The following is a 24,409-nucleotide window of genomic DNA, read 5'->3' on the forward strand; positions in this document are numbered from 1 at the left end:
TGCATGAAGGAAGGCCCCGGGAGCGATCCCGGGGCCTTCCGCTTTCCGGAAAGATCAGTCGTTCGGTTCGCCGGTCGCCGGGTCAGTGGCGGTCTCGCCGCTGTTGGACGAGCCTTCGGATCCCGGCGGCTCCTGCGCCGGGTGGGGCGGCTCGCCGTCGCGGACGGGCTTCTCCTGTTCATACTCGTTCTGGCGGCCGGGCTGGCGGGCGGTCATGGGGAGGCTCCGTGGGTTCCGGACGGCAACGCCCGGCCGCCGCCGCAGGTTTCGTTCACCATGCCCCTAAACCGTGCCGCAACGGCGCCCGGGGCAGGATGCGGGACGGCCCGGCATGCGCGCGGGCGGACGGAGCCGGACCATGAGCCTGTCGGTCGACCTGATCTCGCCGGACGAGCTGGACGCGTCGCTGGTCGACGCCTGGCGGCGCATGGCCGACGCCGATCCGGATCTGGTTTCGCCCTATTTCCAGCCGGAGTTCACCCAGGTCGCCGGCGCCGTGACGCCCGGCGCGAGGGTGGCGCTGTTCCGGCGCGGCGGCCGGGTGGTCGGCTTCTTTCCGCATCAGCGGCGCGGCGGTTCGATCCAGCCGCTGGCCGCGCCGCTGAACGACTACCACGGCGTCGTCGCCGACCGGGCCGAGGCCATCGGCCTGGAGCAGGTCGCCGAACTGCTGAAGGCGCCGCGCCTGAGCGTGGGCGGCTGGGTCGGTCCGGCCAACGGCGGCGAGCGCCGCGCCACGGTGCAGGCGGCATTGCCGGACGGCTACGACGCCTGGTACGCCGAGCGTCGGGCCGCCTTCGGCAAATACTTCAAGGACAAGGAACGCGCCCGGCGCAGCCTCGAAGCCGAGCTGGGTCCGATCCGGGTCGCGCGCGGCCTGACCGACCCGGCCCTGCTGGACCACCTGATCGACCTGAAGCGCGAACAGTACCGGCGCACGGGGCGCCACGACGTCTTCGCCTGCGGCTGGACCCGCGACGTGCTGCACGCGCTGACGCGGGACCACCGCGGACGGTTCGGCGCCTCGATGGCGGCCCTGTGGGGCGGGGACCGGCTGGCGGCGCTGGAAATCTCGCTGCACGCCACGGACCAGTATCACTTCTGGTTCCCGGCCTATGACCCCGCCGTCGCGCGATGCTCGCCGGGCATCCTGCTGAGCATGGACACCATGCGCCTGGCCGGCGCCGAGGGGTACAGGGTCTTCGACTACGGCTTCCAGGGCGAGAGCTACAAGAAGTACTTCTGCAACGCCGAGCGGCGGATCGTGGAGGCGGTGATCGAGCGGCCGGGTCTGGCGCGCAGCGCCGGCCGCGCGGCCGTGGGTCTGCTGAACGCCACGGGCGAGGGCAGGGGCAGCCGGTTGGGGGCCAGCGTCCGGCGCCGGTGGGCCGCCATCGAGGCCTGCGAGATCACCCCGGGCGCGCGTCTGAGGGGCGCCCTGTCCGCCGTCGGCGCCGCCGCCGCCAGGCTGTCCCCGTCTTCCGCCGCCGCGAGGGCCTGAGCCATGACCACCCGCTACGCCGGTCCGATCCGCGAGGCCGCCGTCCACGCGCACACGCTGAACGAGCAGGGCTTCGCCGAGGACGCCTGGCTGGCGGCCCTGCTGGACCGCTGCCCGGCGGACCTGTTCGACATCAACCTCTACGACTACGACGCCGAAGGGCAGGTCTCGCTGCGCACCGGGGCGCGGGGGCGGCTGTCGGGGGCGGAGCTGCTTGAGGCGATCAAGGCCGGTCGTCTGTGGGTCAACATCCGCAACGCCGCCGAGGCCGCGCCCGACCTGTGGGACGCCGCCATGGACGAGTTCGCCCGCATCCAGCGCGCCTATCCGGGCATGAAGGCCGTCACCAACGCCGGCCAGTTGATCCTGTCGTCCCCCAAGGCGCGCGTGCCCTATCATTTCGACCCGGCGGGGGTGGTCCTGTTCCACCTGCGGGGCCGCAAGCGCATCTTCGTCTATCCGGGCGACGAGGCGCACTTGCCCGAGCGCTGCATGGAGCAGGTGGTGGCGCGCCAGACGACGGAGGAGCTGCCCTACGTCCGCGCCTTCGAGGGCGACGCGACCGTGATCGATCTGGAGCCGGGTCAGGCCCTGACCTGGCCGCTGTACGCGCCGCACCGGGTGGAGAACCTCGACCGGTTCTGCGTCAGCCTGTCGATGGACTTCCAGACCTGGCCGTCGCGCTGGCGCAACGGCGCCCTGTACACCAACGCCGTGCTGCGCAGCCGCGGGGCGCGGCCCCGACCGACGGACGTGATGGCCACGCCGGAGCTGGCGGCGCGCTGGGCGGCCTCGCTGGCGCTGAAGCGCGTCGGCGGGCTGAAGAGCCGCATCGCCCACTTCGAGCGCGACTTCGAGCCCGAGCTGGGGGTCGCGGACGGCGCGCGGGCGCTCGCCGACCGAGCTTCCTTACATCGAGGTCATGACCTCGATTTAAAGTGACCTGCGGCGGACGCGGGCGCACCTTCCGGGCATCAGATCCTGGAGAGGGAAGCCCCGCCATGAAGACCATTCTCGCCGTTTCCGCCGTCGCCATGGCCGTCGCCGCGGCCGCGCCCGCCGTGGCGCAGGAGGTGGAGATCAAGGACGCCGTGGCCCGCGTGGTCGTGATCGTCGAGGACCGCACCGACGTGGCCGTGTCGGTCGAGGCCGGCCGCGCCGACCTGCCGGCGCTGCGCGTGCGCCAGGAAGGCGGCACGACCGTGGTCGAGGGCGGTCTGAGCGAGCGCCGGTTCATGATGCGCCACAGCCGCATCCGCGACTGCCGCTCGGGCCCTCCGGGCGGGACCCAGCCGGGACAGGGCGCCAGCGTCGACGTGCGCGGCGTCGGGCGCGTCAATCTGGCGGACGCGCCGCTGGTCATCGTCCGCGCTCCGCGCGCGGTGAAGGTGGCCGCCGGCGGCGGCGTTTACGGCACGGTGGGGCAGGGCGCGCGCGAGGTCGACCTGTCGATCGGCGGCTGCGGCGACTGGACCGTGCCGAACGTGAGCGGCGACGTGCGGCTGAACATCGGGGGCTCGGGCTCGGCGGTCCTCGGCAACACCCGCGAACTGGAGATCAACATCGGCGGTTCCGGCGAGGTCCGCGCCGGCACGACCGGCGACTTCCAGGTCAACATCGGAGGCTCGGGCGACGTCATCCTGGCCGGCGCGACGGGCGGCCGGGGCGAGGTCAACATCGGCGGTTCCGGCGACGTGGCCGTGCGCGGCGGGCGACTGGCGGATCTGGGCGTCAACATCGCCGGATCCGGCGACGTCGTCTTCGACGGCACGGTCGGCGACCTCGACGTTTCGATCATGGGCGGCGGCGACGTGCGCGTGGCCGAGGTGACCGGTCGCACCGAGCGCAACATCATGGGCGGCGGCCGGGTGACCGTGGGCCGCTGAGGCCCGCCACGCCACGATTTCGCCGCTTGACGACGGGCGAGTCACCCGTCATAAGCCGCAACTCTTGTTGGGCCGGCTGTGCACCCCCGGGTGCAGACGCGGTCCGCGGGAACGCCTCAAGACCCTGTTCTTTGCAGACTCTTGGGTTCATTCGGCCTCACGGCTCGCCGTGCAGGCCGATCGTTTTTGCGGATTGCGTACCCTGAGGGCTTCGGCCCGAAGGCTTCGGTCTTTGAAATGGTTCACAGGGACGCGGTCCTCCGACCGCTTGGGATAAGCACCGATATGGATCAAAGCATCCGCATCAGGCTCAAGGCCTTCGATCACCGCGTCCTCGACTTTTCGACGCGCGAGATCGTCAACACCGCCAAGCGCACGGGCGCGACCGTTCGTGGTCCGATCCCGCTGCCGACCCTGATCGAAAAGTTCACCGTGAACCGTTCGCCGCACGTCGACAAGAAGTCGCGCGAGCAGTTTGAAATCCGCACGCACAAGCGTGTCCTCGACATCGTCGACCCCACCCCGCAGACCGTGGACGCGCTCATGAAGCTCGACCTGTCCGCCGGCGTGGACGTCGAGATCAAGATCTAAGAAGAGAAGGCGGGATCCGATGCGCACGGGCGTGATCGCCAAGAAGCTGGGCATGACCCGCGTGTTCGCCGATGACGGCGCGCACGTTCCGGTCACTGTGCTTCAACTCGACGGCTGCCAGGTCGTCGGCCAGCGCACCCAGGAGCGGGACGGCTACGTCGCCCTGCAGCTGGGCGCCGGCACGAAGAAGGCCAAGAACACCAACAAGGCCCAGCGCGAGACCTTCGCCAAGGCCGAGGTGGAGCCGAAGGCCTACGTCACCGAGTTCCGCGTCGACGCGGACGGGCTGCTGGACGTGGGCGCCGAGTTCACCGCCGATCACTTCGTGGTCGGGCAGAAGGTGGACGTCCAGGCGCCGACCGTCGGCAAGGGCTTCGCCGGCGCCATGAAGCGCTGGAACTTCGGCGGCCTGCGCGCCACGCACGGCGTCTCGGTCTCGCACCGTTCGCATGGTTCGACCGGCAACCGTCAGGATCCGGGCCGCACCTTCCCGGGCAAGAAGATGGCCGGTCACCTGGGTCAGGAGATCGTCTCCGTCCAGAACCTCACCGTCGTCCGCATCGACAGCGAGCGCGGCCTGATCCTGGTCAAGGGCGCGGTCCCGGGCCACGACGGGACCTGGGTGAAGGTCCGCGACGCGATCAAGAAGGCCCGTCCGGCCGAAGCCCCCTTCCCGGGCGGCATCAAGTCCAAGTCGGCTCCGGCCGCCGCCGAGCAGCCCGCCGAGACCCCGGCGGAAGAGACCGCTCCGGCCGCTGAAGCCACCGAAGGCGGTGAAGCGTAATGAAACTCCCGGTCATCAAACTGGACGGCAAGGCCTCCGGCGACGTCGAGCTGTCGGACGCCGTGTTCGGCATCACCGACATCCGCGGCGACCTGCTGGCCCGCTACGTCAACTGGCAGCTGGCCAAGCGTCGCGCCGGCACGCACAAGGTTCAGACCCGGAACGAGAACTCTCGCACCGGCAAGAAGATGTACAAGCAGAAGGGCACCGGCGGCGCCCGTCACGGTTCGCGCCGTGCGCCGCAGTTCGTCGGCGGCTCGCGCGCCTTCGGCCCGGTCGTCCGCGACCACGGCTTCTCCCTGCCGAAGAAGGTCCGCGCCCTGGCCCTGCGCCACGCCCTGTCGTCCAAGGTCGTCTCGGGCGATCTGGTCGTCGTGGACTCGGTGGACGTCAAGGAAGCCAGGACCGCCGCGCTGCGTGAGCAGTTCGGCAAGCTGGGCTGGACGAAGACCCTGATCATCGCCGGCCCGGAAGTGAACGAGAACTTCGGCCTGGCCGCCCGCAACATCCCGCACGTGGACGTCCTGCCGAACGCCGGCCTGAACGTCTACGACATCCTGCGGGCCGACAAGCTGGTGCTGACCAAGGCCGCCGTCGACGCGATCGAGGCCCGCTTCGCCAAGAAGGAGGCCGCGTGATGGCCGGCGCCCAACCCACCGCCAAGCACTACGACACCATCCTGGCTCCGGTGATCACCGAGAAGGCCACGATCCTGTCGGAGCAGAACAAGGTCGTCTTCCGCGTCGCCGGAACCTCGACCAAGGACGAGATCGCCGCGGCGGTCGAAAGCCTGTTCAAAGTCAACGTCGTCAAGGTCAACACCCTGGTTCAGAAGGGCAAGACCAAGCGGTTCCGGGGCATCCAGGGCCGTCGCGTCGACATCAAGAAAGCGATCGTGACGCTGGCCGAGGGCCAGTCGATCGACGTCACCACGGGGCTCTGATCCGATGGCGCTGAAGACTTACAATCCGACGTCGCCGGGCCGCCGCGCCCTGGTGCTTGTCGACCGCTCGGAGCTCCACAAGGGCCGTCCCGAGAAGTCGCTGGTCGAAGGCCTGACCAAGTCGGGCGGCCGCGGCCAGGGCGGTCGCATCGCCGTCCGCTTCCGCGGCGGCGGCGCCAAGACGCTGTACCGCAAGATCGACTTCAAGCGTCGCAAGTTCGACGCGGTCGGCACGGTCGAGCGTCTGGAGTACGACCCGAACCGCACCGCCTTCATCGCCCTGGTGACCTACGCCGACGGCGAGAAGACCTACATCATCGCGCCGCAGCGCCTGAAGGCGGGCGACACGGTGGTCGCGGGCGAGAAGGTCGACGTCAAGCCGGGCAACGCCATGCCGCTGCGCTCGATGCCGGTCGGAACGATCATCCACAACATCGAGATGAAGCCGGGCAAGGGCGCCCAGCTGGCCCGTTCGGCCGGCGCCTACGCCCAGCTGGTCGGCCGTGACGCCGGCTACGCCCAGATCCGTCTGGGTTCGGGCGAGCTTCGCATGGTCCTGGACGGCTGCATGGCCACGGTGGGCGCGGTTTCGAACCCCGACCACATGAACCAGAACCTGGGCAAGGCCGGCCGCGTCCGCCACATGGGCTTCCGCCCGCACGTCCGCGGCGTGGCCATGAACCCGATCGACCACCCGCACGGCGGCGGTGAAGGCCGCACCTCGGGCGGCCGGACGCCGGTCACGCCCTGGGGCAAGGACACCAAGGGCACCCGCACCCGCAAGAACAAGGCGACGGACAAGTTCATCATCCGCAGCCGCCACGCCAAGAAGGCTCGCTAAGACATGGCCCGCTCATCCTGGAAAGGCCCGTTCGTCGACGGGTATCTGCTCAAGAAGGCCGACGCCGTCTCGTCGTCGGGCCGCAAGGACGTGATCAAGACCTGGTCGCGCCGCTCCACCATCCTGCCGCAGTTCGTCGGTCTGACGTTCGGCGTCCACAACGGCCAGAAGCACGTGCCGGTGTCGGTCTCCGAAGAGATGGTCGGCATGAAGTTCGGCGAGTTCGCTCCGACCCGGAACTTCCCGGGCCACGCGGCGGACAAGAAGGCCAAGAGGAAGTAACCGATGGCCCAGACCAAGAACGAACGTCGGGTCGCCCCGACTGAGGCCCGCGCCAAGCTGGTGAACGTCCGGATCAGCCCGCAGAAGCTGAACCTGGTCGCCCAGTCGATCCGCGGCCTGCCGGTCCAGAAGGCGTTGAACGAGCTGGAATTCAGCCGCAAGCGCATCGCGACCGACGTCCGCAAGGTGCTCTACAGCGCCGTGTCGAACGCCGAGAACAACCACAACCTCGACATCGACAACCTGGTCGTCGCCGAGGCCTTCGTGGGCAAGAACCTGGTGATGAAGCGTTTCGCGAGCCGCGCTCGTGGCCGCTCGTCGCGCATCCTGAAACCGTTCAGCGAGATCACCATCGTGGTCCGCGAAGCCGGCGAGGCCGCCTGATGGGTCAGAAAGTCAATCCGATCGGTCTGCGCCTCGGCGTCAACCGCACCTGGGACAGCCGCTGGTTCGCCGGCGGTCAGGAATACGCCAAGCTGCTGCACCAGGACCTGAAGCTGCGCGAGTGGCTGAAGGAGCGCCTGTCGGCCGCCGGCGTGTCGCGCATCATCATCGAGCGCCCGCACAAGAAGTGCCGCGTGACGATCTACGCCGCCCGTCCGGGCGTCGTGATCGGCAAGAAGGGCGCGGACATCGAGAAGCTGCGCAAGGACATCGCGGCCCAGACCGAAGGCGAGGTTCACCTGAACATCGTCGAGGTCCGCAAGCCGGAAGTCGACGCCCAGCTGGTCGCCGAGAACATCGCCCAGCAGCTGGAGCGCCGCGTGGCCTTCCGCCGCGCCATGAAGCGCGCCATGCAGTCGGCCATGCGTCTGGGCGCCAAGGGCATCCGGATGAACGTGTCGGGCCGTCTGGGCGGGGCCGAGATCGCCCGCATGGAATGGTACCGCGAAGGCCGCGTGCCGCTGCACACCCTGCGCGCCGACATCGACTACGGCTTCTACGAAGCCAAGACGACGTACGGCATCATCGGCGTGAAGGTCTGGGTGTTCAAAGGCGAAGTGCTCGAGCACGACCCGATGGCCCAGGACAAGCGCTGGGCCCAGGAAGCCTCGGGTCCGTCGTCGAACGAAGGCCGCGAGCGCGGCCCCCGCGGCGACCGCGGTCCGCGTCGCGATCGCGGGCGTGAGGGCTAAGTCATGCTGCAACCGAAGAAGACCAAGTACCGCAAGGCCTTCAAGGGCCGCATCCACGGTTCGGCCAAGGGCGGGTTCTCGCTGAACTTCGGCTCCTACGGGCTGAAGACGCTGGAGCCGGAACGCATCACCGCGCGTCAGATCGAGGCGGCCCGCCGCGCGATCACCCGCCAGATGAAGCGTCAGGGCCGCGTGTGGATCCGCGTGTTCCCCGACCTGCCGGTGACCGGCAAGCCGGCGGAAGTCCGGATGGGCAAGGGCAAGGGCGCCGTGGACCACTGGGCCGCGCGCTGCCACCCGGGCCGCATCCTGTTCGAAATCGACGGCGTGCCGGACGACATCGCCCGCGAGGCGCTGCGCCTGGGCGCCGCCAAGCTGCCGGTCCGCACCAAGGTGGTCACCCGCCTCGACGCCGGCGTCGCTCATGTGGAGGCCGCCGCCTGATGACCAAGATCGCCGATCTCCGGTCGCAAACCGTCGACCAGCTGTCCGACGAGCTGCTGAAGCTCAAGAAGGAGCAGTTCAACCTGCGCTTCCAGGCCGCCACCGGCCAGATGGAAAAGACCCATCGGGTCTCGGAAGTGCGCAAGGACATCGCCCGCATCTCCACGCTGCTGCGTGAGAAGCGCGTGAACGCGTAAGGAAACGAAGATGCCGAAGCGAATTCTCGAAGGCGTGGTCGTCTCCGACAAGGGCGACAAGACCGTCGTCGTCAAGGTCGAGCGCACCCTGCTGCACCCGGTCCTGAAGAAGACCGTCCGCCGCTCCAAGAAGTATCACGCCCACGACGAGTCCAACGCGCTGAAGGTCGGCGACGTGGCCCGCATCGTCGAGTGCGCCCCGAAGTCCAAGCTGAAGACGTGGGAAGTCCTGTCCCCGGCCTCGGCCTCGTAATCAGAAGGATCTGATCCAATGATCCAGATGCAAACTAACCTGGACGTGGCCGACAATTCGGGCGCTCGCCGGGTCATGTGCATCAAGGTGCTGGGCGGCTCGAAGCGCCGCTACGCCTCGATCGGCGACACCATCGTCGCCTCCGTGAAGGAAGCCATTCCGCGTGGCCGCGTGAAGAAGGGCGACGTCGTGCGCGCCATCGTCGTGCGCACCGCCAAGGACATCAACCGCAAGGACGGTTCGGTGATCCGCTTCGACAAGTCGGCCGCCGTGATCGTCAACAAGCAGAACGAGCCGGTCGGCACCCGCATCTTCGGCCCGGTTCCGCGCGAACTGCGCGCCAAGAACCACATGAAGATCATCTCTCTCGCGCCTGAGGTGCTGTGACCATGGCCGCCAAGATCAAGAAGGGCGACAACGTCGTCGTGCTGACCGGCAAGGACAAGGGCCGCACCGGCCAGGTCCTGAAGGTGCTGCCGTCCGAGAACCGCGTGGTGGTTCAGGGCGTCAACATGGTCCAGCGCCACACCCGCCCCACCCAGGCCGACCCGCAGGGCGGCATCAAGAACAAGGAAGCCTCGCTTCACCTGTCGAACGTCGCCATCGCCGACGCTTCGGGCAAGGCGACGCGCGTGGGCTTCCGCATGGACGGCGACAAGAAGGTTCGCTTCGCCAAGACGACGGGAGACGTCATCTGATGGCCGACGCCAAGTACACCCCCCGGCTGAAGTCGGATTACGTGGCCCGCATCCGCGGCGCCATGAAGGAAAAGTTCGGCTACACCAACGAGATGCAGGTGCCCAAGCTGGACAAGATCGTCCTGAACATGGGCATCGGCGAAGCCGTGGCCGACTCCAAGAAGGCCACCGCGGCCCTCAAGGATCTGACCATGATCGCCGGCCAGAAGGCCGTGCCGACCAAGGCCCGCAACTCCATCGCCGGCTTCAAGCTGCGCGAGGGCATGGTCGTGGGCGGCAAGGTCACCCTGCGCGGCGACCAGATGTACGAGTTCCTGGACCGCTTCATCACGATCGCCCTGCCGCGCGTGAAGGACTTCCGCGGCCTCAAGGGCACCTCGTTCGACGGTCGCGGCAACTACGCCACCGGTCTGAAGGAACACATCGTGTTCCCGGAGATCAACTACGACCAGATCGACCAGATGTGGGGCATGGACATCATCGTCTGCACCACGGCCAAGACCGATGAGGAGGCCAAGGCCCTCCTCACCGAGTTCAAGTTCCCGTTCGTGAACTGATCGGGAAGGAAAGAGCACAATGGCTAAGAAAAGCGCCGTAAACCGCAACGAAGCCGTCAAGGCCCTGGTTGCGAAGTATGCCGCGAAGCGCGCCGCCCTGAAGGCGATCGCGAACGACGAATCCCTGCCGCTGGAGGAGCGCTTCGACGCGCGCCTGAAGCTGGCCGCCCTGCCGCGCAACTCGGCTCCGACCCGGATCCGCAACCGCTGCGAGGTGACGGGTCGTCCGCGCGCCTACTACCGCAAGCTGAAGATGAGCCGGATCGCGCTGCGCGAGCTGGGCAACAAGGGCCAGATCCCCGGCCTGACGAAGTCGAGCTGGTAAGGGGAGAGACCAAGTCATGATGATCAACGATCCCCTGAGCGACATGATCGCCCGCATCAAGAACGCCGCGACCCGCAAGCGTTCGAAGGTGCTGACCCCCGCTTCGCGTCTGCGCCAGCGCGTCCTCGACGTGCTGCAGGACGAGGGCTACATCCGCGGCTACTCCCTGGTTCAGAACCCGGGCGAGTTCCCCCAGTTCGAGATCGAGCTGAAGTACTTCGACGGCCAGCCGGTGATCGCCGAGATCGCCCGCGTGTCGAAGCCGGGCCGTCGCGTCTACTCCGCCATTTCGGATCTGAAGCCGATCAAGAACGGCCTCGGTATCTCGATCCTTTCGACTTCGAAGGGCGTCATGTCCGACGCCGCCGCCCGCGACGCCAACGTCGGCGGCGAAGTCCTCTGCAGGGTCTACTAAGATGTCCCGTATCGGCAAGAAAACCATCGCCGTGCCGAAGGGCGTGACCGTCACGCTCGACGGCCAGACCGTCACCGTCAAGGGACCGAAGGGCGAGCGCGCCTGGACCGTCGCCGACGAGATCGAGGTCAAGCACGAGGGCGACGAGCTGTCGCTGGGCCTGAAGGCGGACACGCCGCGCGCCCGCGCCATGTGGGGCCTGTCGCGCACCCTGGTCGACAACATGGTCACCGGCGTCACCACGGGCTTCGAGAAGACCCTGGAGCTGGTCGGCGTGGGCTACCGCGCCGCCATGAAGGGCAACGCCCTGTCGCTGCAGCTGGGCTTCAGCCACGAGGTCGACGTGCCGGCTCCGGCCGGCATCACCTTCGCGGTGCCGAAGCAGACCGAGATCAAGATCTCGGGCCCGGACAAGCAGGCCGTGGGCCAGGTCGCGGCCGTCATCCGCAAGCTGCGTCCGCCGGAGCCCTACAAGGGCAAGGGCGTCCGCTACGCCGGCGAGAAGGTCCGCCGCAAGGAAGGCAAGAAGAAGTAAGCCATGGCCACGACTCTCAAGCAAAACGCCAAGCGTCGCGCCGAGCGCACCCGTCGCCGCCTCAAGGCGGTGGCCAACGGCCGCCTGCGCCTGTCGGTCCACCGTTCGGACAAGAACATCTCGGCCCAGGTCATCGACGACGCCCAGGGCGTCACGATCGCCGCCGCCTCGTCGCTGGAAGGCGGCAAGGGCTCCAAGGGTTCGGACGTCTCGGCCGCCGCCAGGATCGGCAAGCTGATCGCCGAGCGCGCCATCGAGAAGGGCGTCAAGGACGTCGTCTTCGATCGGGGCGGTTACATTTATCATGGACGGGTGAAGGCGCTGGCGGATGCCGCGCGTGAAGCCGGCCTGAACTTCTAAGGGACGAGAAGCATGGCTCGTGAACCCAACCGCGGCGGCGGCGACCGCAACCGCCGCGACAACCGCAACGGCCCGGCCGTCGACGACGCCGACTCGGACATCGTCGAGAAGCTGGTCCACATCAACCGCGTCGCGGCCACCGTGAAGGGCGGCCGCCGGTTCTCGTTCGCGGCCCTGATGGTCGTCGGCGACGGCAAGGGCCGCGTCGGCTTCGGTCACGGCAAGGCGCGCGAAGTGCCGGAAGCCATCCGCAAGGCGACCGAGGAAGCCAAGAAGACCATGATCAAGGTTCCGCTGCGCGAGAACCGCACCCTGCACCACGACGGCTCGGGCCGTTGGGGCGCCGGCAAGATCATGATGCGTGCGGCCCCTCCGGGCACCGGCGTCATCGCCGGCGGTCCGATGCGCGCCGTGCTGGAAACCCTGGGCGTCCAGGACGTGGTGGGCAAGTCGACCGGTTCGTCGAACCCCTACAACATGATCCGCGCCACCTTCGAGGCGCTGAAGGTCCAGTCGTCGCCGCGCATGGTCGCGTCCAAGCGCGGCAAGAAGGTCTCCGACCTGATGGGCCGCCGCAACGACGGCGCCTCGGCGCCGGAAGCCGTGGAGTCCTGAGCATGGCCAAGAAAGACGCCAACACCGTCACCGTGCGCCAGACCGGCAGCCCGATCCGTCGCAAGTCGGACCAGCGCGCCACCCTGGTGGGCCTGGGCCTGAACCGCGTCGGCCGCGAGGCCACTCTGGAGGACACCCCTTCGGTGCGCGGCATGATCGCCAAGGTCGCCCACATGGTCGAAGTGGTCGAGAAGTAAGCGTCTCCGCAACTTGCGGAGACAGGAGGGGCCGCCTATAGGCGGCCCTTCGATTTTCACAGCCGAGTCCGCTCCCGCAGCGGGCGCTAGCACCCGAAAGGATCAGGCACATGAAGCTGAACGAAATTCGCGACAACGAAGGCGCCCACAAGAAGCGCATGCGCGTCGGCCGGGGCCCGGGCTCGGGCAAGGGCAAGACCTCGGGCCGCGGCGTCAAGGGCCAGAAGTCCCGCACCGGCGTGTCGCTGCTGGGCTTCGAAGGCGGCCAGATGCCGCTGTACATGCGCATGCCCAAGCGCGGCTTCAACAATCCGAACGCGCTCAAGCTGGCCGAGGTGAACCTGTGGCGTCTTCAGGACGCCGTCGACGCCAAGAAGCTGGACGTCAAGAAGGACATCGACGGCGCGGCCCTGGTCGCCGCCGGCGTGATCCGCCGCGCCAAGGACGGCGTGCGCATCCTGGGCACGGGCGAGCTGAAGGCCAAGCTGAACCTGGTCGTCTGGTCGGCCTCGGCCGGCGCCGTGAAGGCCATCGAGGCCGCCGGCGGCTCGGTCACCCAGCAGCGCGTCGAGGCGGAGGCCAAGGCCGCCGCCCGCGTCGAGAAGCGCAACGCCGCCAAGGGCAAGGCTCCGGCCCCCAAGGCGCCGAAGGGCGACGCCAACAAGGTCTCGGCCCGCGCCAGGCGCACCGCCGCCAAGGCCGGCAAGTAACTAAAAGAGCGGGGCGGTCTGGCTGACGGACCGCCCTTCGCCTATCTGGACGCAGGCGGCGACTTCAGGTCGGATGCGCCGCGTTCTGATCAGTCGGGGTGACGACACATGGCTTCGGCCGCCGAACAACTCGCAGCCAACATGAACATGGGCTCGTTCGCCAAGGCGACCGAGCTGCACAAGCGGCTGCTCTTCACGCTGCTGGCCTTGCTGGTCTACCGCATCGGCACCTTCGTCCCGATTCCGGGGATCAACTCCGAGGCCTTCCTCCAGTTCTTCGCCGACCCGGACGGTCAGCGCGGCATCCTGGACCTGTTCAACATGTTCTCGGGCGGCGCCGTCGAGCGGATGGCCGTGTTCGCCCTGAACGTGATGCCCTACATCTCGGCGTCGATCATCGTGCAGCTGATGGCCGCGGTGTATCCGCCGTGGGAGAAGCTGCGCAAGGAAGGCGGCGAGAGCGGCCGCAAGCAGCTGAACCAGTACACCCGCTACCTGACCGTGGTGCTGGCCCTGATGCAGTCCTTCGGCATCGCCGTGGGCCTGAACGCCACCCCGGGCCTGGTCGATCAGCCCGGCCTCTTCTTCATCATCTCGACCGTGACCGTCCTGACCGGCGGGACCATGTTCCTGATGTGGCTGGGCGAGCAGGTGACCGCGCGCGGCGTCGGCAACGGCATCTCGCTGATCATCTTCGCCGGCATCGTGGCGGTCCTGCCGTCGACCATCGCGCGCTTGCTGGGCCTGGCCCAGCAAGGACAGATGTCGGTCTTCTTCCTGTTCCTGCTGGCGGCCCTCGCCGTGGCGACCGTCGTCTTCATCGTCTTCATGGAACGGGCCCAGCGCCGGCTGCTGATCCAGTATCCCAAGCGTCAGGAAGGCAACCGCATGGCGGGCGGAGAGCGCAGCTTCCTGCCGCTGAAGGTGAACACCGCCGGCGTCATTCCGCCGATCTTCGCCTCGTCGCTGCTGCTGCTGCCTGCCACGGCCGCCCAGTTCACCGCCAACGCCGATCTGCCGCCGTGGCTGTCGTCCTGGCTGCCGATCGTCACGGGCCAGCTGACCCACGGCCAGCCCCTGTTCATCGCGCTCTACGCCGCGCTGATCATCTTCTTCTGCTTCTTCTACACCTCGATCACCTTCAATCCCGAGGACACGGCCGAGAACCTGCGCAAGTACGGCGGCTTCCTGCCGGGCATCCGTCCGGGCAAGCGCACGGCCGAGTACCTCGACTACGTGCTGACCCGCCTGACGGTCATCGGCGCCGGCTACATCACCCTGGTGTGCCTGCTGCCGGAGTTCATGGTCATGGGCATGGGCAACGCCATCTACTTCGGCGGCACGTCGATCCTCATCGTCGTGTCGGTGACCATGGACACCGTGTCCCAGATCCAGTCGCACCTGCTGGCGCACCAGTACGAAGGCCTCATCAAGAAGGCCAAGCTGCGTGGTCGCGGCGGCCGCGGCTCGCCCGCGCCGGTCCGGCGCTGAGCCTGATCGCTCGGGGAGGGCGGCGATGAACCTGATCCTGTTCGGGCCGCCCGCGGCCGGCAAGGGGACCCAGGCCAAGCGACTGGTCGAGACGCGCGGCATGGTCCAGCTGTCGACCGGCGACATGCTGCGCGCCGCCATCGCCTCGGGCTCGGAGCTGGGCCTCAAGGTCAAGGACGTGCTGGCGCGCGGCGATCTGGTGACGGACGAGATCGTCATCGCCCTGATCGAGGACCGCCTCCCGGAGGCCGAGGCCGCCGGCGGGGCCATCTTCGACGGCTTCCCCCGCACGGTGGCGCAGGCCCAGGCACTGGACGCCATGCTGGAGACGCGCGGCGCGAAGATCGACCGCGTCGTCCGGCTGAAGGTCGACGACGCCGCCCTGACCGCCCGCATCACGAAGCGGTTCGAGGATCAGGGCCGGCCGGACGACAATCCCGAGACGTTCAAGGACCGTCTGGCCGTCTACAATCGCCAGACCGCGCCACTGCTGCCCTACTACGAGGGCAAGGGTCTGCTGACCGAGATCGACGGCATGGGCTCGATCGACGCCGTCGCCGCCCAGATGGACGCCGCGCTGGACGCCTGAACCCGCGCTGACCGAACCGGCCCGTCGTGCGTTAAGCTTCGGCATGGCAGGGACGGGCATGGACCACGACCGGAAATCCGACAGGGCCGACCGCTGGCGCAAGCCGGCGATCTACGCTGTGGTGATCGCGGCGCATCTGGCGCTGTTCGCGGTCATCGCGCGGACCGCGCCGACGCCCATGCCGCCGATTCCCAGCCCGCCGTTCGAGATCACCCTGTTCCGGCCGCCTCCGCCGCCGCCGCCACCGCCCGAGCCGGCCGCGGAGGTCGGGGGCGGGGCCCCCGCCGCGCCGTCGGTCGTGCGCCCCGCGCGCACGCCGCCGCCCCGGCCGGAGGTCGTCGCGCCTCCCGAGCCCGCCCCGGAACCGCCCGAGGTCGTCGTCGGCGTCTCGCCCTCACCCGGAACCACGCCCGGGCAGGGACAGGGCGGCGAGGGCACGGGGCAGGGTGGGGGACGGGGCGCCGGAGTCGGCCCGGGCGCCGGCACGGTCCGCGCCCGTCCGATCCGTCAGGCTTCGATGCGGGAACTCCAGAGCCTGCACCCGGCGGACGCCCGGGGGCGGTCCGGCCGGGTCACCGTGACGTGCGAAGTGCAGCTCGACGCCCGGCTTGACCGCTGCCGGGTCACGTCGGAAACCCCGGCAGGACAAGGGTTCGGCGCCGCCGGAGTCGCGGCCGCCGAGCGCTTCTACCGCTTCTCGCCGCAGGTGAGGGGCGGTCGCGAGGAAGTCAGCGACATCATCATCGTCGTCGAATTCGGCCGTCCCGGGCGCTGAATCCATCGCACCCCGGGAACCCGTCGGCGCGAGGAGTCTTGCCGGACGGTTGACGCCCGCTGAATCAGGTCTATAAGAGCGCCCTTCCGCGAAGGGCGCCCAACGCTCCAGGTCTGTTGACCGGAGCGTTTGTTGCGTCCGGTTTGCGCGTATCTGGAGATCTTCGTGGCCCGTATCGCTGGCGTCAACATCCCGACCAACAAGCGCGTCCTGATCGCGCTGCAGTACATCCACGGCATCGGCCCGGCCGCCGCCGCCGACATCATCGGCAAGGTGGGCATCGAGGACGCCCGTCGCGTCAATCAGCTGACCGACGCCGAGGTGCTGCAGATCCGCGAGACCATCGACCGCGACTACACCGTCGAAGGCGACCTGCGCCGCGAGACGTCGATGAACATCAAGCGTCTGATGGACCTGGCCTGCTACCGCGGCCTGCGTCACCGCAAGGGCCTGCCGGTCCGCGGCCAGCGCACGCACACCAATGCCCGCACCCGCAAGGGTCCCGCCAAGCCGATCGCCGGCAAGAAGAAGTAAGAGAGAGCCCAGCCGATGGCCAAGGAACCGGGTCGCGTCAAACGCCGCGAGCGCAAGAACATCACGTCGGGCGTCGCCCACGTGAACGCCAGCTTCAACAACACCATGGTGACCATCACCGACGCGCAGGGGAACGCCATCTCCTGGTCGTCGGCCGGCCACATGGGCTTCAAGGGCTCGCGCAAGTCGACGCCGTACGCCGCCCAGATGGCTGCGGAAGACGCCGGCAAGAAGGCCGCTGAGCACGGCGTGAAGACGCTGGAAGTCAACGTGTCGGGCCCCGGTTCGGGCCGCGAGTCGGCCCTGCGCGCCCTTCAGGCCGTGGGCATGACCATCACGACCATCCGCGACGTCACGCCGATGCCGCACAACGGCTGCCGTCCGCCGAAGCGTCGTCGCGTCTAAGCGACGACTTCGGCAACCCCATTCTCCGCCGGTCCCGCCTTCCCTGACGAGGCGAGGGGGACCGGCGAAACCCGTTTCGAGGGACACATATGATCGAACGTAACTGGCAAGAGCTGATCCGTCCCGAGAAGCCGCAGATCGAGACCGGTTCCGACGCCCAGCGCAAGGCGCGCCTGGTGGCCGAACCCCTCGAGCGTGGCTTCGGCGTGACGCTCGGCAACGCCCTCCGGCGCGTGCTGCTGTCGTCGCTGCAAGGCGCGGCCGTCACCGCCATCCAGATCGACGGCGTGGTGCACGAGTTCTCGTCGCTGGAAGGCGTGCGCGAGGACGTGGTCGACATCGTCCTGAACATCAAGCAGCTGGCCCTGCGCATGCACGCCGAGGGGCCGAAGCGCATGACCCTGCGCGCCACGGGCCCCGGCCCGGTGACCGCCGGCCAGATCGACGTCCCGGCCGACATCGAGGTTCTGAACCCCGATCACGTCATCTGCACGCTCGACGACGGCGCCACCGTGCGCATGGAGCTGACCGTCCAGAACGGCAAGGGTTACGTCGCCTCCGAGAAGAACCGTCCGGAAGACGCGCCGATCGGCCTGATCGCCGTCGACGCCCTGTACTCGCCGGTGAAGAAGGTCGCCTATCGCGTCGAGCCGACGCGTCAGGGTCAGTCGCTGGACTACGACAAGCTGATCATGGAAGTCGAAACCAACGGCGCCGTGTCGCCGGTGGACGCGGTGGCCTACGCCTCGCGCATCCTCCAGGACCAGCTGCAGATCTTCATCACCTTCGACGAACCGAAGAAGGCCGAGGCCCTGTCGGAAGGCAAGCCCGACCTGCCGTTCAACCCGGCCCTGCTGAAGAAGGTGGACGAGCTGGAGCTGTCGGTCCGTTCGGCCAACTGCCTGAAGAACGACAACATCGTTTACATCGGCGACCTGATCCAGAAGACCGAGGGCGAGATGCTTCGCACCCCGAACTTCGGCCGCAAGTCGCTGAACGAGATCAAGGAAGTGCTGGCGACCATGGGCCTCAGCCTCGGCATGGACGTGCCGAACTGGCCGCCGGAGAACATCGAAGATCTGGCCAAGAAGTTCGACGACCAGATCTAGTTTCAACCCTTCCGCCCGTCCCGTACGCGGGGCTCGGAGCGGTTAGAATGAGGACGGGCCAAGGTCCCCGCGAGGGAAACCGGGCACGGAGTAGGAGAGACCCCGATGCGCCACGGCGCCGCCCATCGCAAGCTCGGTCGCACGACCAGCCACCGCCAGGCCATGTTCGCCAACATGGCCGCTTCGCTGATCAAGCACGAGCAGATCACGACGACCCTGCCCAAGGCGAAGGAACTGCGTCCCTTCGTCGAGAAGCTGGTCACGCTCGGCAAGAAGGGTGACCTGCACGCCCGTCGTCAGGCCATCAGCCAGGTCCGCGACGTGACCCAGGTCGGCAAGCTGTTCGACACCATCGCTCCGCGCTACTCGGAGCGGAACGGCGGCTACATCCGCATCATGAAGGCGGGCTTCCGGCACGGCGACAACGCCGCCATGGCCGTGATCGAGTTCGTCGACCGCGACGTGGACGCCAAGGGCCAGGACTCCGGTCCGGTCCAGTCGTTCGACGACGGCGAGGAGTGATCGCCGCCCGTCACGGGCGACGTTGACGACATCGAGGGGCGGCCGGGGCGACCGGGCCGCCCCTTTCGTTTGCGCGCTCAGTCTTGCGCGGGCGGCGCGCCGTCGTCCCCGCCGGCTTCGCGGCGGTCGCGGAACATGTCCGCGACGACCTGGCCCAGCTGGGAGGAGGGGCTTCGGCGGTTCAGTTCGACCCCGTACAGGGCCTGCAGATAGGCCCGGTCCCAATCCGTCATCGCCGCCGCGGCCGTCGGGTCTGCGATCACGTTGAGGATCGACGGGAAATCGCCGACCTCGTGGTCCGGGTCGACCTGGGCGAACGCGACCATCGCGACGTAGTCGCTGAGCTGCGTCAGGGTTAGATGCTCCACCTGATCGACGTCGATGATGATGAAGGCGCGGCGCAGCTCGTTGCGGATCGTGGTGGTTAGGCGGCTCAACGGCACCTTGACCCGGGGAATGCGGTCGTCGCCTGGCATCCTGATGGCGGGGTTGCCGGACTCCCCCGTGACCGGCATGGCCACATGCCACCAGCGAACCGGGCGGTCGGACGTCATGAACAGGTTCAGCTGACGCACCGTCCCGGCGGCTCCGGCGTAGTGCGGCCGGAAGGCGTTGGGGCTGCGCTCGACGAGGGCCGCCGCCAGGCCCGGCGCGTCGTCCGTCAGCATCACCACCACGTTGGGACTGCATCCGGGCTCGCCGACCGGCATGTCGAGAAGAAGCGCGACTTCCGACACCCTGTCGGCCATGAACTGGGCGGCCTCACTCTGCAGATTGGCGACCCCGACGCACACGCCCGCGCGATCCGCCCAGCGGGCGGGGGCGCGTCCCGCCGGCGGGGCGGTGACGGCGTCCACGAAGGTGGCGACCTGTTCGCGCAGCGGCATGCCCTGGACCACGATGTCGTCCACCCGGGTCGGCTCCGGCTCCTGCTGGGCCGGACGTTCCTGGGCGAGCGCCAAGGTGGGCACGCAGAGCGCCAGCGCGACGGCGACCGCGGGCAGGGTCGAGCGGGGAAGGGCGCCCGTCATTCGCTGGCCGCGGCGGGGGCTTGCCGCTCCACCGCCGCGTCCCGATCCGCGTACATGGAGGCGGCCACGCCCGCGACCTGCGAGCGCGGGTCGCGCTGGTTCCGCTCGCCCGTGTAGACCGCGCCCAGATAGGCCAGATCCCAATCCGTCAGCTCCGAGGTGGCGGCGGGATCCTCGAACACGTTCAGTATGGTGGAGAACGCGCCGACATCCGCGTCGGGGTCGATCTGGGCGAAGGCGACCATGGCGGCGTAATCCGCCAGCTGGGTCAGGGTCAGATGCTCCGTCTGGTCCAGATCGACGATGACGTAGGCGCGCAGCAACACGTTGCGCACGGCGGTTCGCACCCGACCTGGCCCGGGGATGAAGGGCGCGTCGTCGCCGGGCAGCTTGACCGCCGGGATGCCCTGTCCGGAGATCACGGGCATGGAGACGTGCCACCAGCGGATCGGCCTGTCCGTCTCGACGAACAGCTCCAGCTCCCGCCGCGTCTTCGACGAGCCCGCGTAGTCCGGGCGGAAGGCGTTGGGGCTGCGCTCAACGAGGGCCCGGGCCAGCGCCTGCCCGTCGTCGGTGGCGATGATCAGCACATTGGCGCGACAGTCCGGCTCTCCCACCGCCAGGCCCAGCTGGCGTGCGCGGTCGGAAACGCGGTCGGCGACCGCCTGGGCCACGTCCTGCCGCAGGTTGGCCACGCCGACGCAGACGCCGCCGCGCCGGCTCCATCGCGCCGGGCCGCGGCCCTCCGGCGGCTCGGTCACCTCGCCCACGAAGATGTCGATCTGCTCGCGCAGCGGGACGTTGCCGATGACCACGATGTCGTCGACGCGCGTGGACGGCTCCTCGCCCTCCTGCGCGACCGCCGGGGCCGCGAGGCCGGCGCACAGCGCCCCGGTCAGCATCCATGTCGAGATCGATGAGCGCCTCATGCCGACCGCCTCCCCACGCGCCGGCACGGGCCGGTCACTCCTTCGACAGATCCTGACGCTGGAACCAGGCCAGCGCCCCGATCAGGGGAAGGATGGTCCAGCCCAGCAGGCTCGTCCAGCCGCGCACGACCAACTCGGCCATCGGGGCGTCGGGACCCCCGCGGATGGCGGCGGCTATGACGTCGTAGCCCTGGCCGGGATTGACCAGGAAGGTCACCCACGCGTCGTTGGCCACCCCCATGCCCATCAGCGCGAACGGCGACAGGGCCTGCAGGACGCTCACCACCACCGGCACGAACAGGGCGGCCAGCAGGGACCGCCCGACCACGCCGGCCAGCAGGCCCAGCATGGTCACCTGCAGGATGCGCAGGCCCGAAACCCCGAACATCGCGAAGGCGTCGGCTATCCGGCCGTTCCCTGCGTCGAAGGTCAGAGGCCGGGAAAAGAAGCCGGCCGAGATCGACTTCTCGATCAGGGCCCCGGCGACCAGTACCAGCATGGCGACCAGCGCCAGCGTGACGTAGCTCAGCACCTTGCCGAGGATCAGCGGCACGCGGCCGTTGCGGGCGCTTATCAGCCGCCACGTCTCCCAGCGATAGTCGCCGGTGTACAGGGTCGCGGCCCCGATCAGCAGGAACAGCAGGGCCACGGGATTGGCCACGTTGCCCGCCGCCGAGACGAGTTCGGCCGCCAGGTTCATCGGCCCGCCGGCCATGGCGACCATCAGCTCGGGCGGCATCTCCTCGCCGGCCAGCTTGTCGGCGTTGGCCTTGAGGACGGCGTTGCCGATGATGCCGAACACCACGCCGATCAGGGGCACGAACACGACGGACCAGAACAGGACGGTGCGGTTCCGCAGCAGGCGGTAGGTTTCGGAGCGATAGGCGTCAGCCAGCATGGATCGCCTCCGGGGCCTGGACCGAGCCGGTCTCGGTGAAGAAGATGCTTTCCAGATCGGCGCCCACCCAGCGGGCCTCCTCGATCTCGACGCCGCGGTCGATGAGAGCCTTCAGCACGGCAGGGGCCTCGGCCCGGGTCACTGCGGCCATGACCGCGTCGTCGCCCTCCGCCGACCCCTTCTGACCCAGCAGATCCAGCGCCGCCGCCTGCGGCCGCAGCTTCAGCCTCAGCCGCTCGCCGGAGCCGGTCAGCTCGCTGACCGCGCCCTCCAGCACCAGCCGCCCCTTGTTCAGGATGGCGACGCGGTCGCAGACGCGCTGCACCTCAAGCAACTGGTGGCTGGCCAGAACGACCGTCAGGCCGTCGTCGACCGCAAGCGAGCGGATCAGTTGGCGCATCTCCTGGATGCCGGGCGGGTCCATGCCGCTGGTCGGTTCGTCGAGGATGACCAGCTCCGGCTCGGTCATCAGGGCCGCGGCCACGCCCAGCCGCTGCATCATGCCGACGGAAAAGCCCCGGACCTTGCGGTTGGCCGCCTCGGTCAGGCCGACGCGCGCCAGCCAGCCCTCGATCCTTGCGGGATCGCCGTTCAGGCCATGCGCGGCCGCCAGCCAGTTCAGCACCTGTTTCGCCGTCAGGAAGGGCGGGAACCGCGGCGTCTCGATCATGGAGCCCATGCGCCGCATGGTCGAGACCTGGCCGACCGGCCCGCCCATGACGGTGGCGGACCCGTCCGTCGGCCGGATCAGCCCCAGCAGGATGCGGAACAGGGTCGACTTGCCGGCGCCGTTCGGCCCGAGCACGCCGTACACCCCGCCGCGCGGGATGGTCAGGTCCAGCCCGTCGAGGGCGCGCACGGCGCCATAGTGTTTCGACAGGCCCCGGGTCTCGATCACTGCGCTCATGCCGCGAGACTGACACGGGAATCCGCGGGCGTGGGTTAAACTTGCGCAATGCCGCGGGAACGTCGGCGCAGCCGCGCCCGTTTGCCGCTGCGACCCGCCACGATGCCGCCGAAATGGCGCGGCGTCATGACCCTCATGGTCCAGCTTGCGAGACGTCCGATGAAGCTCCGCCACCTCGCCCTCGCCGGCGCGCTCCTGCTCTCCGCCTGCGGTTCACCCGATCAGGGCAAGGCGCAGGACGCGACCTTCGGCCAGGCCGAGGAGCGCGTCGTTCCCCGCGACGCCGGCGCGGTGAAGGCCAGCTTCGCTCCGGTCGTGCAACTCACCGCGCCCGCCGTGGTCAACATCGCCGCCCAGGGAGTCCAGACCGTGCGCGACCCCTTCTGGGGCCAGTTCAGCCAGCCGACCGGCTCGGTCGGCTCCGGCGTCATCGTGCGGGCCGACGGCATCGTGGTGACCAACAATCACGTCATCGAGGGCATGAGCGACATCCGGGTCTCCCTCGCCGACCGGCGCGAGTTCCCCGCCCGCGTCCTGCTCGCCGACGCGCGGTCCGACATCGCCGTGCTGCAGCTGACGGGGGTGGAAGACCAGCTGCCGACCCTGCGCATCGACACCAGCGAGACCCAGCAGGTCGGCGATCTGGTGCTGGCCATCGGCAACCCGTTCGGCGTCGGCCAGACGGTGACCAACGGCATCATTTCGGCCCTGAACCGCACGGAGACCGGGATCAGCGATTCCGGCTCCTTCATCCAGACCGACGCGGCCATCAACCCGGGCAACTCGGGCGGCGCCCTTGTCGACATGGACGGCGACCTGATCGGCATCAACACCGCCATCTTCTCGCGCAGCGGCTCGTCGTCCGGCGTGGGTTTCGCCGTGCCCGCCACCATGGTCCAGCAGGTGGTGTCGGCCGCTCTCGGCGGCGAAAGCGCCGTGGTGCGCCCGTGGCTGGGCGTGTCGGGCGAGGCCGTGACCAGCGAGCGCGCGCGTGAGCTGGGCCTGGATCGCCCCCGCGGGCTCGTCGTGACCCGCGTCTGGGACGGCGGTCCCGGCGACGACGCCGGCATCCGCGAGGGCGACGTCATCGTCTCGATCGACGGCACCGCCGTGGACGATCAGGGCGGCCTGAACTTCCGCGTCGGCGCCAATGCGCCCGGTGAATCGGTCCGCGTCGGCCTTCTGCGCGGCGGTCGCGAGCAGACGCTGACGGCGCGGGTCGAACGCCTCCCCGGCGACGCCAGTCTCGAGCGGGCCGTCGTGATCCAGTCCGGGGCCCTGACCGGGGCGCAGGTCCTGGCCCTCAACCCGGCGGTGGCCGATCGCCTGGGCGTCGACCCGACGACGCGAGGGGTCATCGTCGGGGCGGTGGCCCGCGGCACCTACGCCCGCGAGCGCGTGGGGCTGAGGACCGGCGACGTCGTCATCGAGATCGACGGTCGCGCCGTCACGGCCGCCTCCCAGCTGAACGACCTCCAGCGCGGGACCGGGATCACCATCCTGCGTCGCGGCGAGCGGGTCAGCGGCACGATCCGCTGACGCGCAACGTCGGCGCGCGTCGGCCGTTGACCTAGGTCATCTATCAGGAGCTCGCCATGCGCCTCGTGTTTCTCTCCCTCGCCGGAGCCGCCCTGCTGACCGCCTGCTCGCCCGCCGCCGAAGACGCCGCGACGGAACCGGCGCCGGCAGAAACGCCCGCGGCCACGCCTCCCGCCGCCACGCCGCCGGCGACGACCCCGCCGGCCGCCCCCGCCGACGACGCGTGCGGGGCCGCAGACAAGCAGGCGTGGGTGGGCCAGCCGCGCAGCTCGGTGCCCGCCGCTCCCGCCGGCCAAACCTGGCGCGTCTACGAGACCGGCGACGCCGTCACCCAGGACTTCCGCCCCGATCGCCTCAACGTCGAGGTCGACCCGGCGACGCAGAACGTGGTGCGCGTCAGCTGCGGCTGA

At 69.1% G+C, this 24,409-nt stretch carries 38 protein-coding genes; 33 read left to right on the plus strand and 5 right to left on the minus strand.

The window, feature by feature from the left end; translation table 11 throughout:
- Positions 1–54: 54 nt before the first annotated feature.
- Positions 55–216, minus strand: coding sequence for a hypothetical protein (locus EFJ44_RS13850; RefSeq protein WP_164511893.1), 162 nt, complete (start codon positions 214–216; stop codon positions 55–57).
- Positions 217–358: 142 nt separating this feature from the next.
- Here EFJ44_RS13850 and EFJ44_RS08780 point away from each other — a divergent pair, with 142 nt between their 5' ends.
- The 31 genes from EFJ44_RS08780 to rplQ all read left to right on the plus strand — a co-directional run bounded on the left by EFJ44_RS08780 (position 359) and on the right by rplQ (position 18,695).
- Positions 359–1,501, plus strand: coding sequence for a GNAT family N-acetyltransferase (locus EFJ44_RS08780; protein WP_125256850.1), 1,143 nt, complete (start codon positions 359–361; stop codon positions 1,499–1,501).
- A 3-nt stretch (positions 1,502–1,504) separates the two neighbouring features.
- Positions 1,505–2,443, plus strand: a complete 939-nt coding sequence (locus EFJ44_RS08785; RefSeq protein ID WP_125256851.1) for a transcriptional regulator — start codon at positions 1,505–1,507, stop codon at positions 2,441–2,443.
- A 59-nt stretch (positions 2,444–2,502) separates the two neighbouring features.
- Positions 2,503–3,387: a GIN domain-containing protein gene (locus EFJ44_RS08790; RefSeq protein ID WP_125256852.1), complete on the plus strand. Its 885-nt coding sequence runs from the start codon at positions 2,503–2,505 to the stop codon at positions 3,385–3,387.
- Between the two features lie 285 nt (positions 3,388–3,672).
- Positions 3,673–3,978: a 30S ribosomal protein S10 gene (gene rpsJ, locus EFJ44_RS08795; RefSeq protein ID WP_003164367.1), complete on the plus strand. Its 306-nt coding sequence runs from the start codon at positions 3,673–3,675 to the stop codon at positions 3,976–3,978.
- 19 nt (positions 3,979–3,997) lie between these two features.
- Entirely contained in the window at positions 3,998–4,762 is a 765-nt protein-coding gene (gene rplC / locus EFJ44_RS08800; RefSeq protein ID WP_125256853.1) for a 50S ribosomal protein L3, read from the plus strand.
- Positions 4,762–5,400: a 50S ribosomal protein L4 gene (gene rplD, locus EFJ44_RS08805; RefSeq protein WP_125256854.1), complete on the plus strand. Its 639-nt coding sequence runs from the start codon at positions 4,762–4,764 to the stop codon at positions 5,398–5,400. Before rplC ends, rplD begins: the two co-directional genes overlap by 1 nt.
- Positions 5,400–5,705 carry a 50S ribosomal protein L23 gene (locus EFJ44_RS08810; RefSeq protein WP_125256855.1) on the plus strand — a complete coding sequence of 102 codons (306 nt, stop codon included), beginning with the start codon at positions 5,400–5,402 and terminating at the stop codon, positions 5,703–5,705. Before rplD ends, EFJ44_RS08810 begins: the two co-directional genes overlap by 1 nt.
- A gap of 4 nt (positions 5,706–5,709) precedes the next feature.
- Positions 5,710–6,546, plus strand: a complete 837-nt coding sequence (rplB, locus tag EFJ44_RS08815) for a 50S ribosomal protein L2 (RefSeq protein WP_125256856.1) — start codon at positions 5,710–5,712, stop codon at positions 6,544–6,546.
- A gap of 3 nt (positions 6,547–6,549) precedes the next feature.
- Entirely contained in the window at positions 6,550–6,828 is a 279-nt protein-coding gene (gene rpsS, locus EFJ44_RS08820; RefSeq protein ID WP_125256857.1) for a 30S ribosomal protein S19, read from the plus strand.
- A gap of 3 nt (positions 6,829–6,831) precedes the next feature.
- A complete protein-coding gene (gene rplV, locus EFJ44_RS08825; protein ID WP_125256858.1) occupies positions 6,832–7,212 on the plus strand; it encodes a 50S ribosomal protein L22 in 381 nt (126 codons plus the stop codon).
- The gene (gene rpsC / locus EFJ44_RS08830; RefSeq protein ID WP_125256859.1) at positions 7,212–7,964 is read left to right on the plus strand and encodes a 30S ribosomal protein S3; all 753 of its coding nucleotides are present in this window, start codon (positions 7,212–7,214) and stop codon (positions 7,962–7,964) included. Before rplV ends, rpsC begins: the two co-directional genes overlap by 1 nt.
- A 3-nt stretch (positions 7,965–7,967) precedes the next feature.
- Entirely contained in the window at positions 7,968–8,408 is a 441-nt protein-coding gene (gene rplP / locus EFJ44_RS08835; RefSeq protein WP_125256860.1) for a 50S ribosomal protein L16, read from the plus strand.
- The gene (rpmC, locus tag EFJ44_RS08840) at positions 8,408–8,605 is read left to right on the plus strand and encodes a 50S ribosomal protein L29 (RefSeq protein WP_125256861.1); all 198 of its coding nucleotides are present in this window, start codon (positions 8,408–8,410) and stop codon (positions 8,603–8,605) included. Before rplP ends, rpmC begins: the two co-directional genes overlap by 1 nt.
- 10 nt (positions 8,606–8,615) lie before the next feature.
- Entirely contained in the window at positions 8,616–8,858 is a 243-nt protein-coding gene (gene rpsQ / locus EFJ44_RS08845; RefSeq protein ID WP_125256862.1) for a 30S ribosomal protein S17, read from the plus strand.
- An 18-nt stretch (positions 8,859–8,876) separates the two neighbouring features.
- Entirely contained in the window at positions 8,877–9,245 is a 369-nt protein-coding gene (rplN, locus tag EFJ44_RS08850; protein ID WP_125256863.1) for a 50S ribosomal protein L14, read from the plus strand.
- A 2-nt stretch (positions 9,246–9,247) separates the two neighbouring features.
- A complete protein-coding gene (rplX, locus tag EFJ44_RS08855) occupies positions 9,248–9,556 on the plus strand; it encodes a 50S ribosomal protein L24 (RefSeq protein WP_125256864.1) in 309 nt (102 codons plus the stop codon).
- A complete protein-coding gene (rplE, locus tag EFJ44_RS08860) occupies positions 9,556–10,113 on the plus strand; it encodes a 50S ribosomal protein L5 (protein ID WP_125256865.1) in 558 nt (185 codons plus the stop codon). The genes rplX and rplE overlap by 1 nt, the downstream gene beginning before the upstream one ends.
- A 19-nt stretch (positions 10,114–10,132) precedes the next feature.
- Positions 10,133–10,438 carry a 30S ribosomal protein S14 gene (rpsN, locus tag EFJ44_RS08865; protein WP_125256866.1) on the plus strand — a complete coding sequence of 102 codons (306 nt, stop codon included), beginning with the start codon at positions 10,133–10,135 and terminating at the stop codon, positions 10,436–10,438.
- A gap of 16 nt (positions 10,439–10,454) precedes the next feature.
- A complete protein-coding gene (rpsH, locus tag EFJ44_RS08870) occupies positions 10,455–10,853 on the plus strand; it encodes a 30S ribosomal protein S8 (RefSeq protein ID WP_125256867.1) in 399 nt (132 codons plus the stop codon).
- A 1-nt stretch (position 10,854) separates the two neighbouring features.
- Positions 10,855–11,388 (plus strand): 50S ribosomal protein L6, encoded by a 534-nt coding sequence (gene rplF / locus EFJ44_RS08875; protein ID WP_125256868.1) that lies wholly within the window; start codon positions 10,855–10,857, stop codon positions 11,386–11,388.
- Positions 11,389–11,391: 3 nt separating this feature from the next.
- Positions 11,392–11,748 carry a 50S ribosomal protein L18 gene (rplR, locus tag EFJ44_RS08880; protein ID WP_125256869.1) on the plus strand — a complete coding sequence of 119 codons (357 nt, stop codon included), beginning with the start codon at positions 11,392–11,394 and terminating at the stop codon, positions 11,746–11,748.
- A 12-nt stretch (positions 11,749–11,760) separates the two neighbouring features.
- Entirely contained in the window at positions 11,761–12,363 is a 603-nt protein-coding gene (gene rpsE / locus EFJ44_RS08885) for a 30S ribosomal protein S5 (protein ID WP_125256870.1), read from the plus strand.
- A gap of 2 nt (positions 12,364–12,365) precedes the next feature.
- Positions 12,366–12,560, plus strand: coding sequence for a 50S ribosomal protein L30 (rpmD, locus tag EFJ44_RS08890; RefSeq protein ID WP_125256871.1), 195 nt, complete (start codon positions 12,366–12,368; stop codon positions 12,558–12,560).
- Between the two features lie 110 nt (positions 12,561–12,670).
- Positions 12,671–13,270: a 50S ribosomal protein L15 gene (rplO, locus tag EFJ44_RS08895; RefSeq protein ID WP_125256872.1), complete on the plus strand. Its 600-nt coding sequence runs from the start codon at positions 12,671–12,673 to the stop codon at positions 13,268–13,270.
- Positions 13,271–13,378: 108 nt separating this feature from the next.
- The gene (secY, locus tag EFJ44_RS08900) at positions 13,379–14,761 is read left to right on the plus strand and encodes a preprotein translocase subunit SecY (protein ID WP_125256873.1); all 1,383 of its coding nucleotides are present in this window, start codon (positions 13,379–13,381) and stop codon (positions 14,759–14,761) included.
- 25 nt (positions 14,762–14,786) lie between these two features.
- Positions 14,787–15,350, plus strand: coding sequence for an adenylate kinase (locus EFJ44_RS08905; RefSeq protein ID WP_125256874.1), 564 nt, complete (start codon positions 14,787–14,789; stop codon positions 15,348–15,350).
- 43 nt (positions 15,351–15,393) lie between these two features.
- A complete protein-coding gene (locus tag EFJ44_RS14075) occupies positions 15,394–16,125 on the plus strand; it encodes an energy transducer TonB (RefSeq protein ID WP_125256875.1) in 732 nt (243 codons plus the stop codon).
- 165 nt (positions 16,126–16,290) lie between these two features.
- Positions 16,291–16,659 (plus strand): 30S ribosomal protein S13, encoded by a 369-nt coding sequence (gene rpsM / locus EFJ44_RS08915; RefSeq protein ID WP_125256876.1) that lies wholly within the window; start codon positions 16,291–16,293, stop codon positions 16,657–16,659.
- 15 nt (positions 16,660–16,674) lie between these two features.
- Positions 16,675–17,064: a 30S ribosomal protein S11 gene (rpsK, locus tag EFJ44_RS08920; protein ID WP_003164390.1), complete on the plus strand. Its 390-nt coding sequence runs from the start codon at positions 16,675–16,677 to the stop codon at positions 17,062–17,064.
- Between the two features lie 89 nt (positions 17,065–17,153).
- Positions 17,154–18,173, plus strand: coding sequence for a DNA-directed RNA polymerase subunit alpha (locus EFJ44_RS08925; protein ID WP_125256877.1), 1,020 nt, complete (start codon positions 17,154–17,156; stop codon positions 18,171–18,173).
- Between the two features lie 105 nt (positions 18,174–18,278).
- Positions 18,279–18,695: a 50S ribosomal protein L17 gene (rplQ, locus tag EFJ44_RS08930; RefSeq protein WP_125256878.1), complete on the plus strand. Its 417-nt coding sequence runs from the start codon at positions 18,279–18,281 to the stop codon at positions 18,693–18,695.
- Positions 18,696–18,772: 77 nt separating this feature from the next.
- On the opposite strand, the gene EFJ44_RS08935 is transcribed toward rplQ, so the two are convergent.
- The 4 genes from EFJ44_RS08935 to EFJ44_RS08950 are packed head-to-tail and all read right to left on the minus strand — an operon-like array spanning position 18,773 to position 22,460.
- On the minus strand, positions 18,773–19,726 hold the full coding sequence (locus EFJ44_RS08935; RefSeq protein WP_125256879.1) for a hypothetical protein: 954 nt from the start codon (positions 19,724–19,726) through the stop codon (positions 18,773–18,775).
- Positions 19,723–20,655, minus strand: coding sequence for a hypothetical protein (locus EFJ44_RS08940; RefSeq protein ID WP_125256880.1), 933 nt, complete (start codon positions 20,653–20,655; stop codon positions 19,723–19,725). Before EFJ44_RS08940 ends, EFJ44_RS08935 begins: the two co-directional genes overlap by 4 nt.
- Positions 20,656–20,689: 34 nt before the next feature.
- On the minus strand, positions 20,690–21,553 hold the full coding sequence (locus EFJ44_RS08945; protein ID WP_125256881.1) for an ABC transporter permease subunit: 864 nt from the start codon (positions 21,551–21,553) through the stop codon (positions 20,690–20,692).
- Positions 21,543–22,460: an ABC transporter ATP-binding protein gene (locus EFJ44_RS08950; protein ID WP_125256882.1), complete on the minus strand. Its 918-nt coding sequence runs from the start codon at positions 22,458–22,460 to the stop codon at positions 21,543–21,545. The genes EFJ44_RS08945 and EFJ44_RS08950 overlap by 11 nt, the downstream gene beginning before the upstream one ends.
- A gap of 159 nt (positions 22,461–22,619) precedes the next feature.
- Between EFJ44_RS08950 and EFJ44_RS08955 the strand changes: the two genes are divergently transcribed.
- Positions 22,620–23,999, plus strand: a complete 1,380-nt coding sequence (locus tag EFJ44_RS08955; protein ID WP_125256883.1) for a trypsin-like peptidase domain-containing protein — start codon at positions 22,620–22,622, stop codon at positions 23,997–23,999.
- 56 nt (positions 24,000–24,055) lie between these two features.
- Positions 24,056–24,409, plus strand: a complete 354-nt coding sequence (locus tag EFJ44_RS08960) for an I78 family peptidase inhibitor (protein ID WP_125256884.1) — start codon at positions 24,056–24,058, stop codon at positions 24,407–24,409.

Origin of the sequence: Brevundimonas fluminis (assembly GCF_003934285.1) — a bacterium.
Classification (GTDB): Bacteria; Pseudomonadota; Alphaproteobacteria; order Caulobacterales; family Caulobacteraceae; genus Brevundimonas; species Brevundimonas fluminis.

Coding starts and splice junctions, on each gene's coding strand:
- EFJ44_RS13850 (WP_164511893.1), bottom strand. CDS start 216: ATGACCGCCCGCCAGCCCGGCCGCCAGAACGAGTATGAACAGGAGAAG.
- EFJ44_RS08780 (WP_125256850.1), top strand. CDS start 359: ATGAGCCTGTCGGTCGACCTGATCTCGCCGGACGAGCTGGACGCGTCG.
- EFJ44_RS08785 (WP_125256851.1), top strand. CDS start 1,505: ATGACCACCCGCTACGCCGGTCCGATCCGCGAGGCCGCCGTCCACGCG.
- EFJ44_RS08790 (WP_125256852.1), top strand. CDS start 2,503: ATGAAGACCATTCTCGCCGTTTCCGCCGTCGCCATGGCCGTCGCCGCG.
- rpsJ (WP_003164367.1), top strand. CDS start 3,673: ATGGATCAAAGCATCCGCATCAGGCTCAAGGCCTTCGATCACCGCGTC.
- rplC (WP_125256853.1), top strand. CDS start 3,998: ATGCGCACGGGCGTGATCGCCAAGAAGCTGGGCATGACCCGCGTGTTC.
- rplD (WP_125256854.1), top strand. CDS start 4,762: ATGAAACTCCCGGTCATCAAACTGGACGGCAAGGCCTCCGGCGACGTC.
- EFJ44_RS08810 (WP_125256855.1), top strand. CDS start 5,400: ATGGCCGGCGCCCAACCCACCGCCAAGCACTACGACACCATCCTGGCT.
- rplB (WP_125256856.1), top strand. CDS start 5,710: ATGGCGCTGAAGACTTACAATCCGACGTCGCCGGGCCGCCGCGCCCTG.
- rpsS (WP_125256857.1), top strand. CDS start 6,550: ATGGCCCGCTCATCCTGGAAAGGCCCGTTCGTCGACGGGTATCTGCTC.
- rplV (WP_125256858.1), top strand. CDS start 6,832: ATGGCCCAGACCAAGAACGAACGTCGGGTCGCCCCGACTGAGGCCCGC.
- rpsC (WP_125256859.1), top strand. CDS start 7,212: ATGGGTCAGAAAGTCAATCCGATCGGTCTGCGCCTCGGCGTCAACCGC.
- rplP (WP_125256860.1), top strand. CDS start 7,968: ATGCTGCAACCGAAGAAGACCAAGTACCGCAAGGCCTTCAAGGGCCGC.
- rpmC (WP_125256861.1), top strand. CDS start 8,408: ATGACCAAGATCGCCGATCTCCGGTCGCAAACCGTCGACCAGCTGTCC.
- rpsQ (WP_125256862.1), top strand. CDS start 8,616: ATGCCGAAGCGAATTCTCGAAGGCGTGGTCGTCTCCGACAAGGGCGAC.
- rplN (WP_125256863.1), top strand. CDS start 8,877: ATGATCCAGATGCAAACTAACCTGGACGTGGCCGACAATTCGGGCGCT.
- rplX (WP_125256864.1), top strand. CDS start 9,248: ATGGCCGCCAAGATCAAGAAGGGCGACAACGTCGTCGTGCTGACCGGC.
- rplE (WP_125256865.1), top strand. CDS start 9,556: ATGGCCGACGCCAAGTACACCCCCCGGCTGAAGTCGGATTACGTGGCC.
- rpsN (WP_125256866.1), top strand. CDS start 10,133: ATGGCTAAGAAAAGCGCCGTAAACCGCAACGAAGCCGTCAAGGCCCTG.
- rpsH (WP_125256867.1), top strand. CDS start 10,455: ATGATGATCAACGATCCCCTGAGCGACATGATCGCCCGCATCAAGAAC.
- rplF (WP_125256868.1), top strand. CDS start 10,855: ATGTCCCGTATCGGCAAGAAAACCATCGCCGTGCCGAAGGGCGTGACC.
- rplR (WP_125256869.1), top strand. CDS start 11,392: ATGGCCACGACTCTCAAGCAAAACGCCAAGCGTCGCGCCGAGCGCACC.
- rpsE (WP_125256870.1), top strand. CDS start 11,761: ATGGCTCGTGAACCCAACCGCGGCGGCGGCGACCGCAACCGCCGCGAC.
- rpmD (WP_125256871.1), top strand. CDS start 12,366: ATGGCCAAGAAAGACGCCAACACCGTCACCGTGCGCCAGACCGGCAGC.
- rplO (WP_125256872.1), top strand. CDS start 12,671: ATGAAGCTGAACGAAATTCGCGACAACGAAGGCGCCCACAAGAAGCGC.
- secY (WP_125256873.1), top strand. CDS start 13,379: ATGGCTTCGGCCGCCGAACAACTCGCAGCCAACATGAACATGGGCTCG.
- EFJ44_RS08905 (WP_125256874.1), top strand. CDS start 14,787: ATGAACCTGATCCTGTTCGGGCCGCCCGCGGCCGGCAAGGGGACCCAG.
- EFJ44_RS14075 (WP_125256875.1), top strand. CDS start 15,394: ATGGCAGGGACGGGCATGGACCACGACCGGAAATCCGACAGGGCCGAC.
- rpsK (WP_003164390.1), top strand. CDS start 16,675: ATGGCCAAGGAACCGGGTCGCGTCAAACGCCGCGAGCGCAAGAACATC.
- EFJ44_RS08925 (WP_125256877.1), top strand. CDS start 17,154: ATGATCGAACGTAACTGGCAAGAGCTGATCCGTCCCGAGAAGCCGCAG.
- rplQ (WP_125256878.1), top strand. CDS start 18,279: ATGCGCCACGGCGCCGCCCATCGCAAGCTCGGTCGCACGACCAGCCAC.
- EFJ44_RS08935 (WP_125256879.1), bottom strand. CDS start 19,726: ATGACGGGCGCCCTTCCCCGCTCGACCCTGCCCGCGGTCGCCGTCGCG.
- EFJ44_RS08940 (WP_125256880.1), bottom strand. CDS start 20,655: ATGAGGCGCTCATCGATCTCGACATGGATGCTGACCGGGGCGCTGTGC.
- EFJ44_RS08945 (WP_125256881.1), bottom strand. CDS start 21,553: ATGCTGGCTGACGCCTATCGCTCCGAAACCTACCGCCTGCTGCGGAAC.
- EFJ44_RS08950 (WP_125256882.1), bottom strand. CDS start 22,460: ATGAGCGCAGTGATCGAGACCCGGGGCCTGTCGAAACACTATGGCGCC.
- EFJ44_RS08955 (WP_125256883.1), top strand. CDS start 22,620: ATGAAGCTCCGCCACCTCGCCCTCGCCGGCGCGCTCCTGCTCTCCGCC.
- EFJ44_RS08960 (WP_125256884.1), top strand. CDS start 24,056: ATGCGCCTCGTGTTTCTCTCCCTCGCCGGAGCCGCCCTGCTGACCGCC.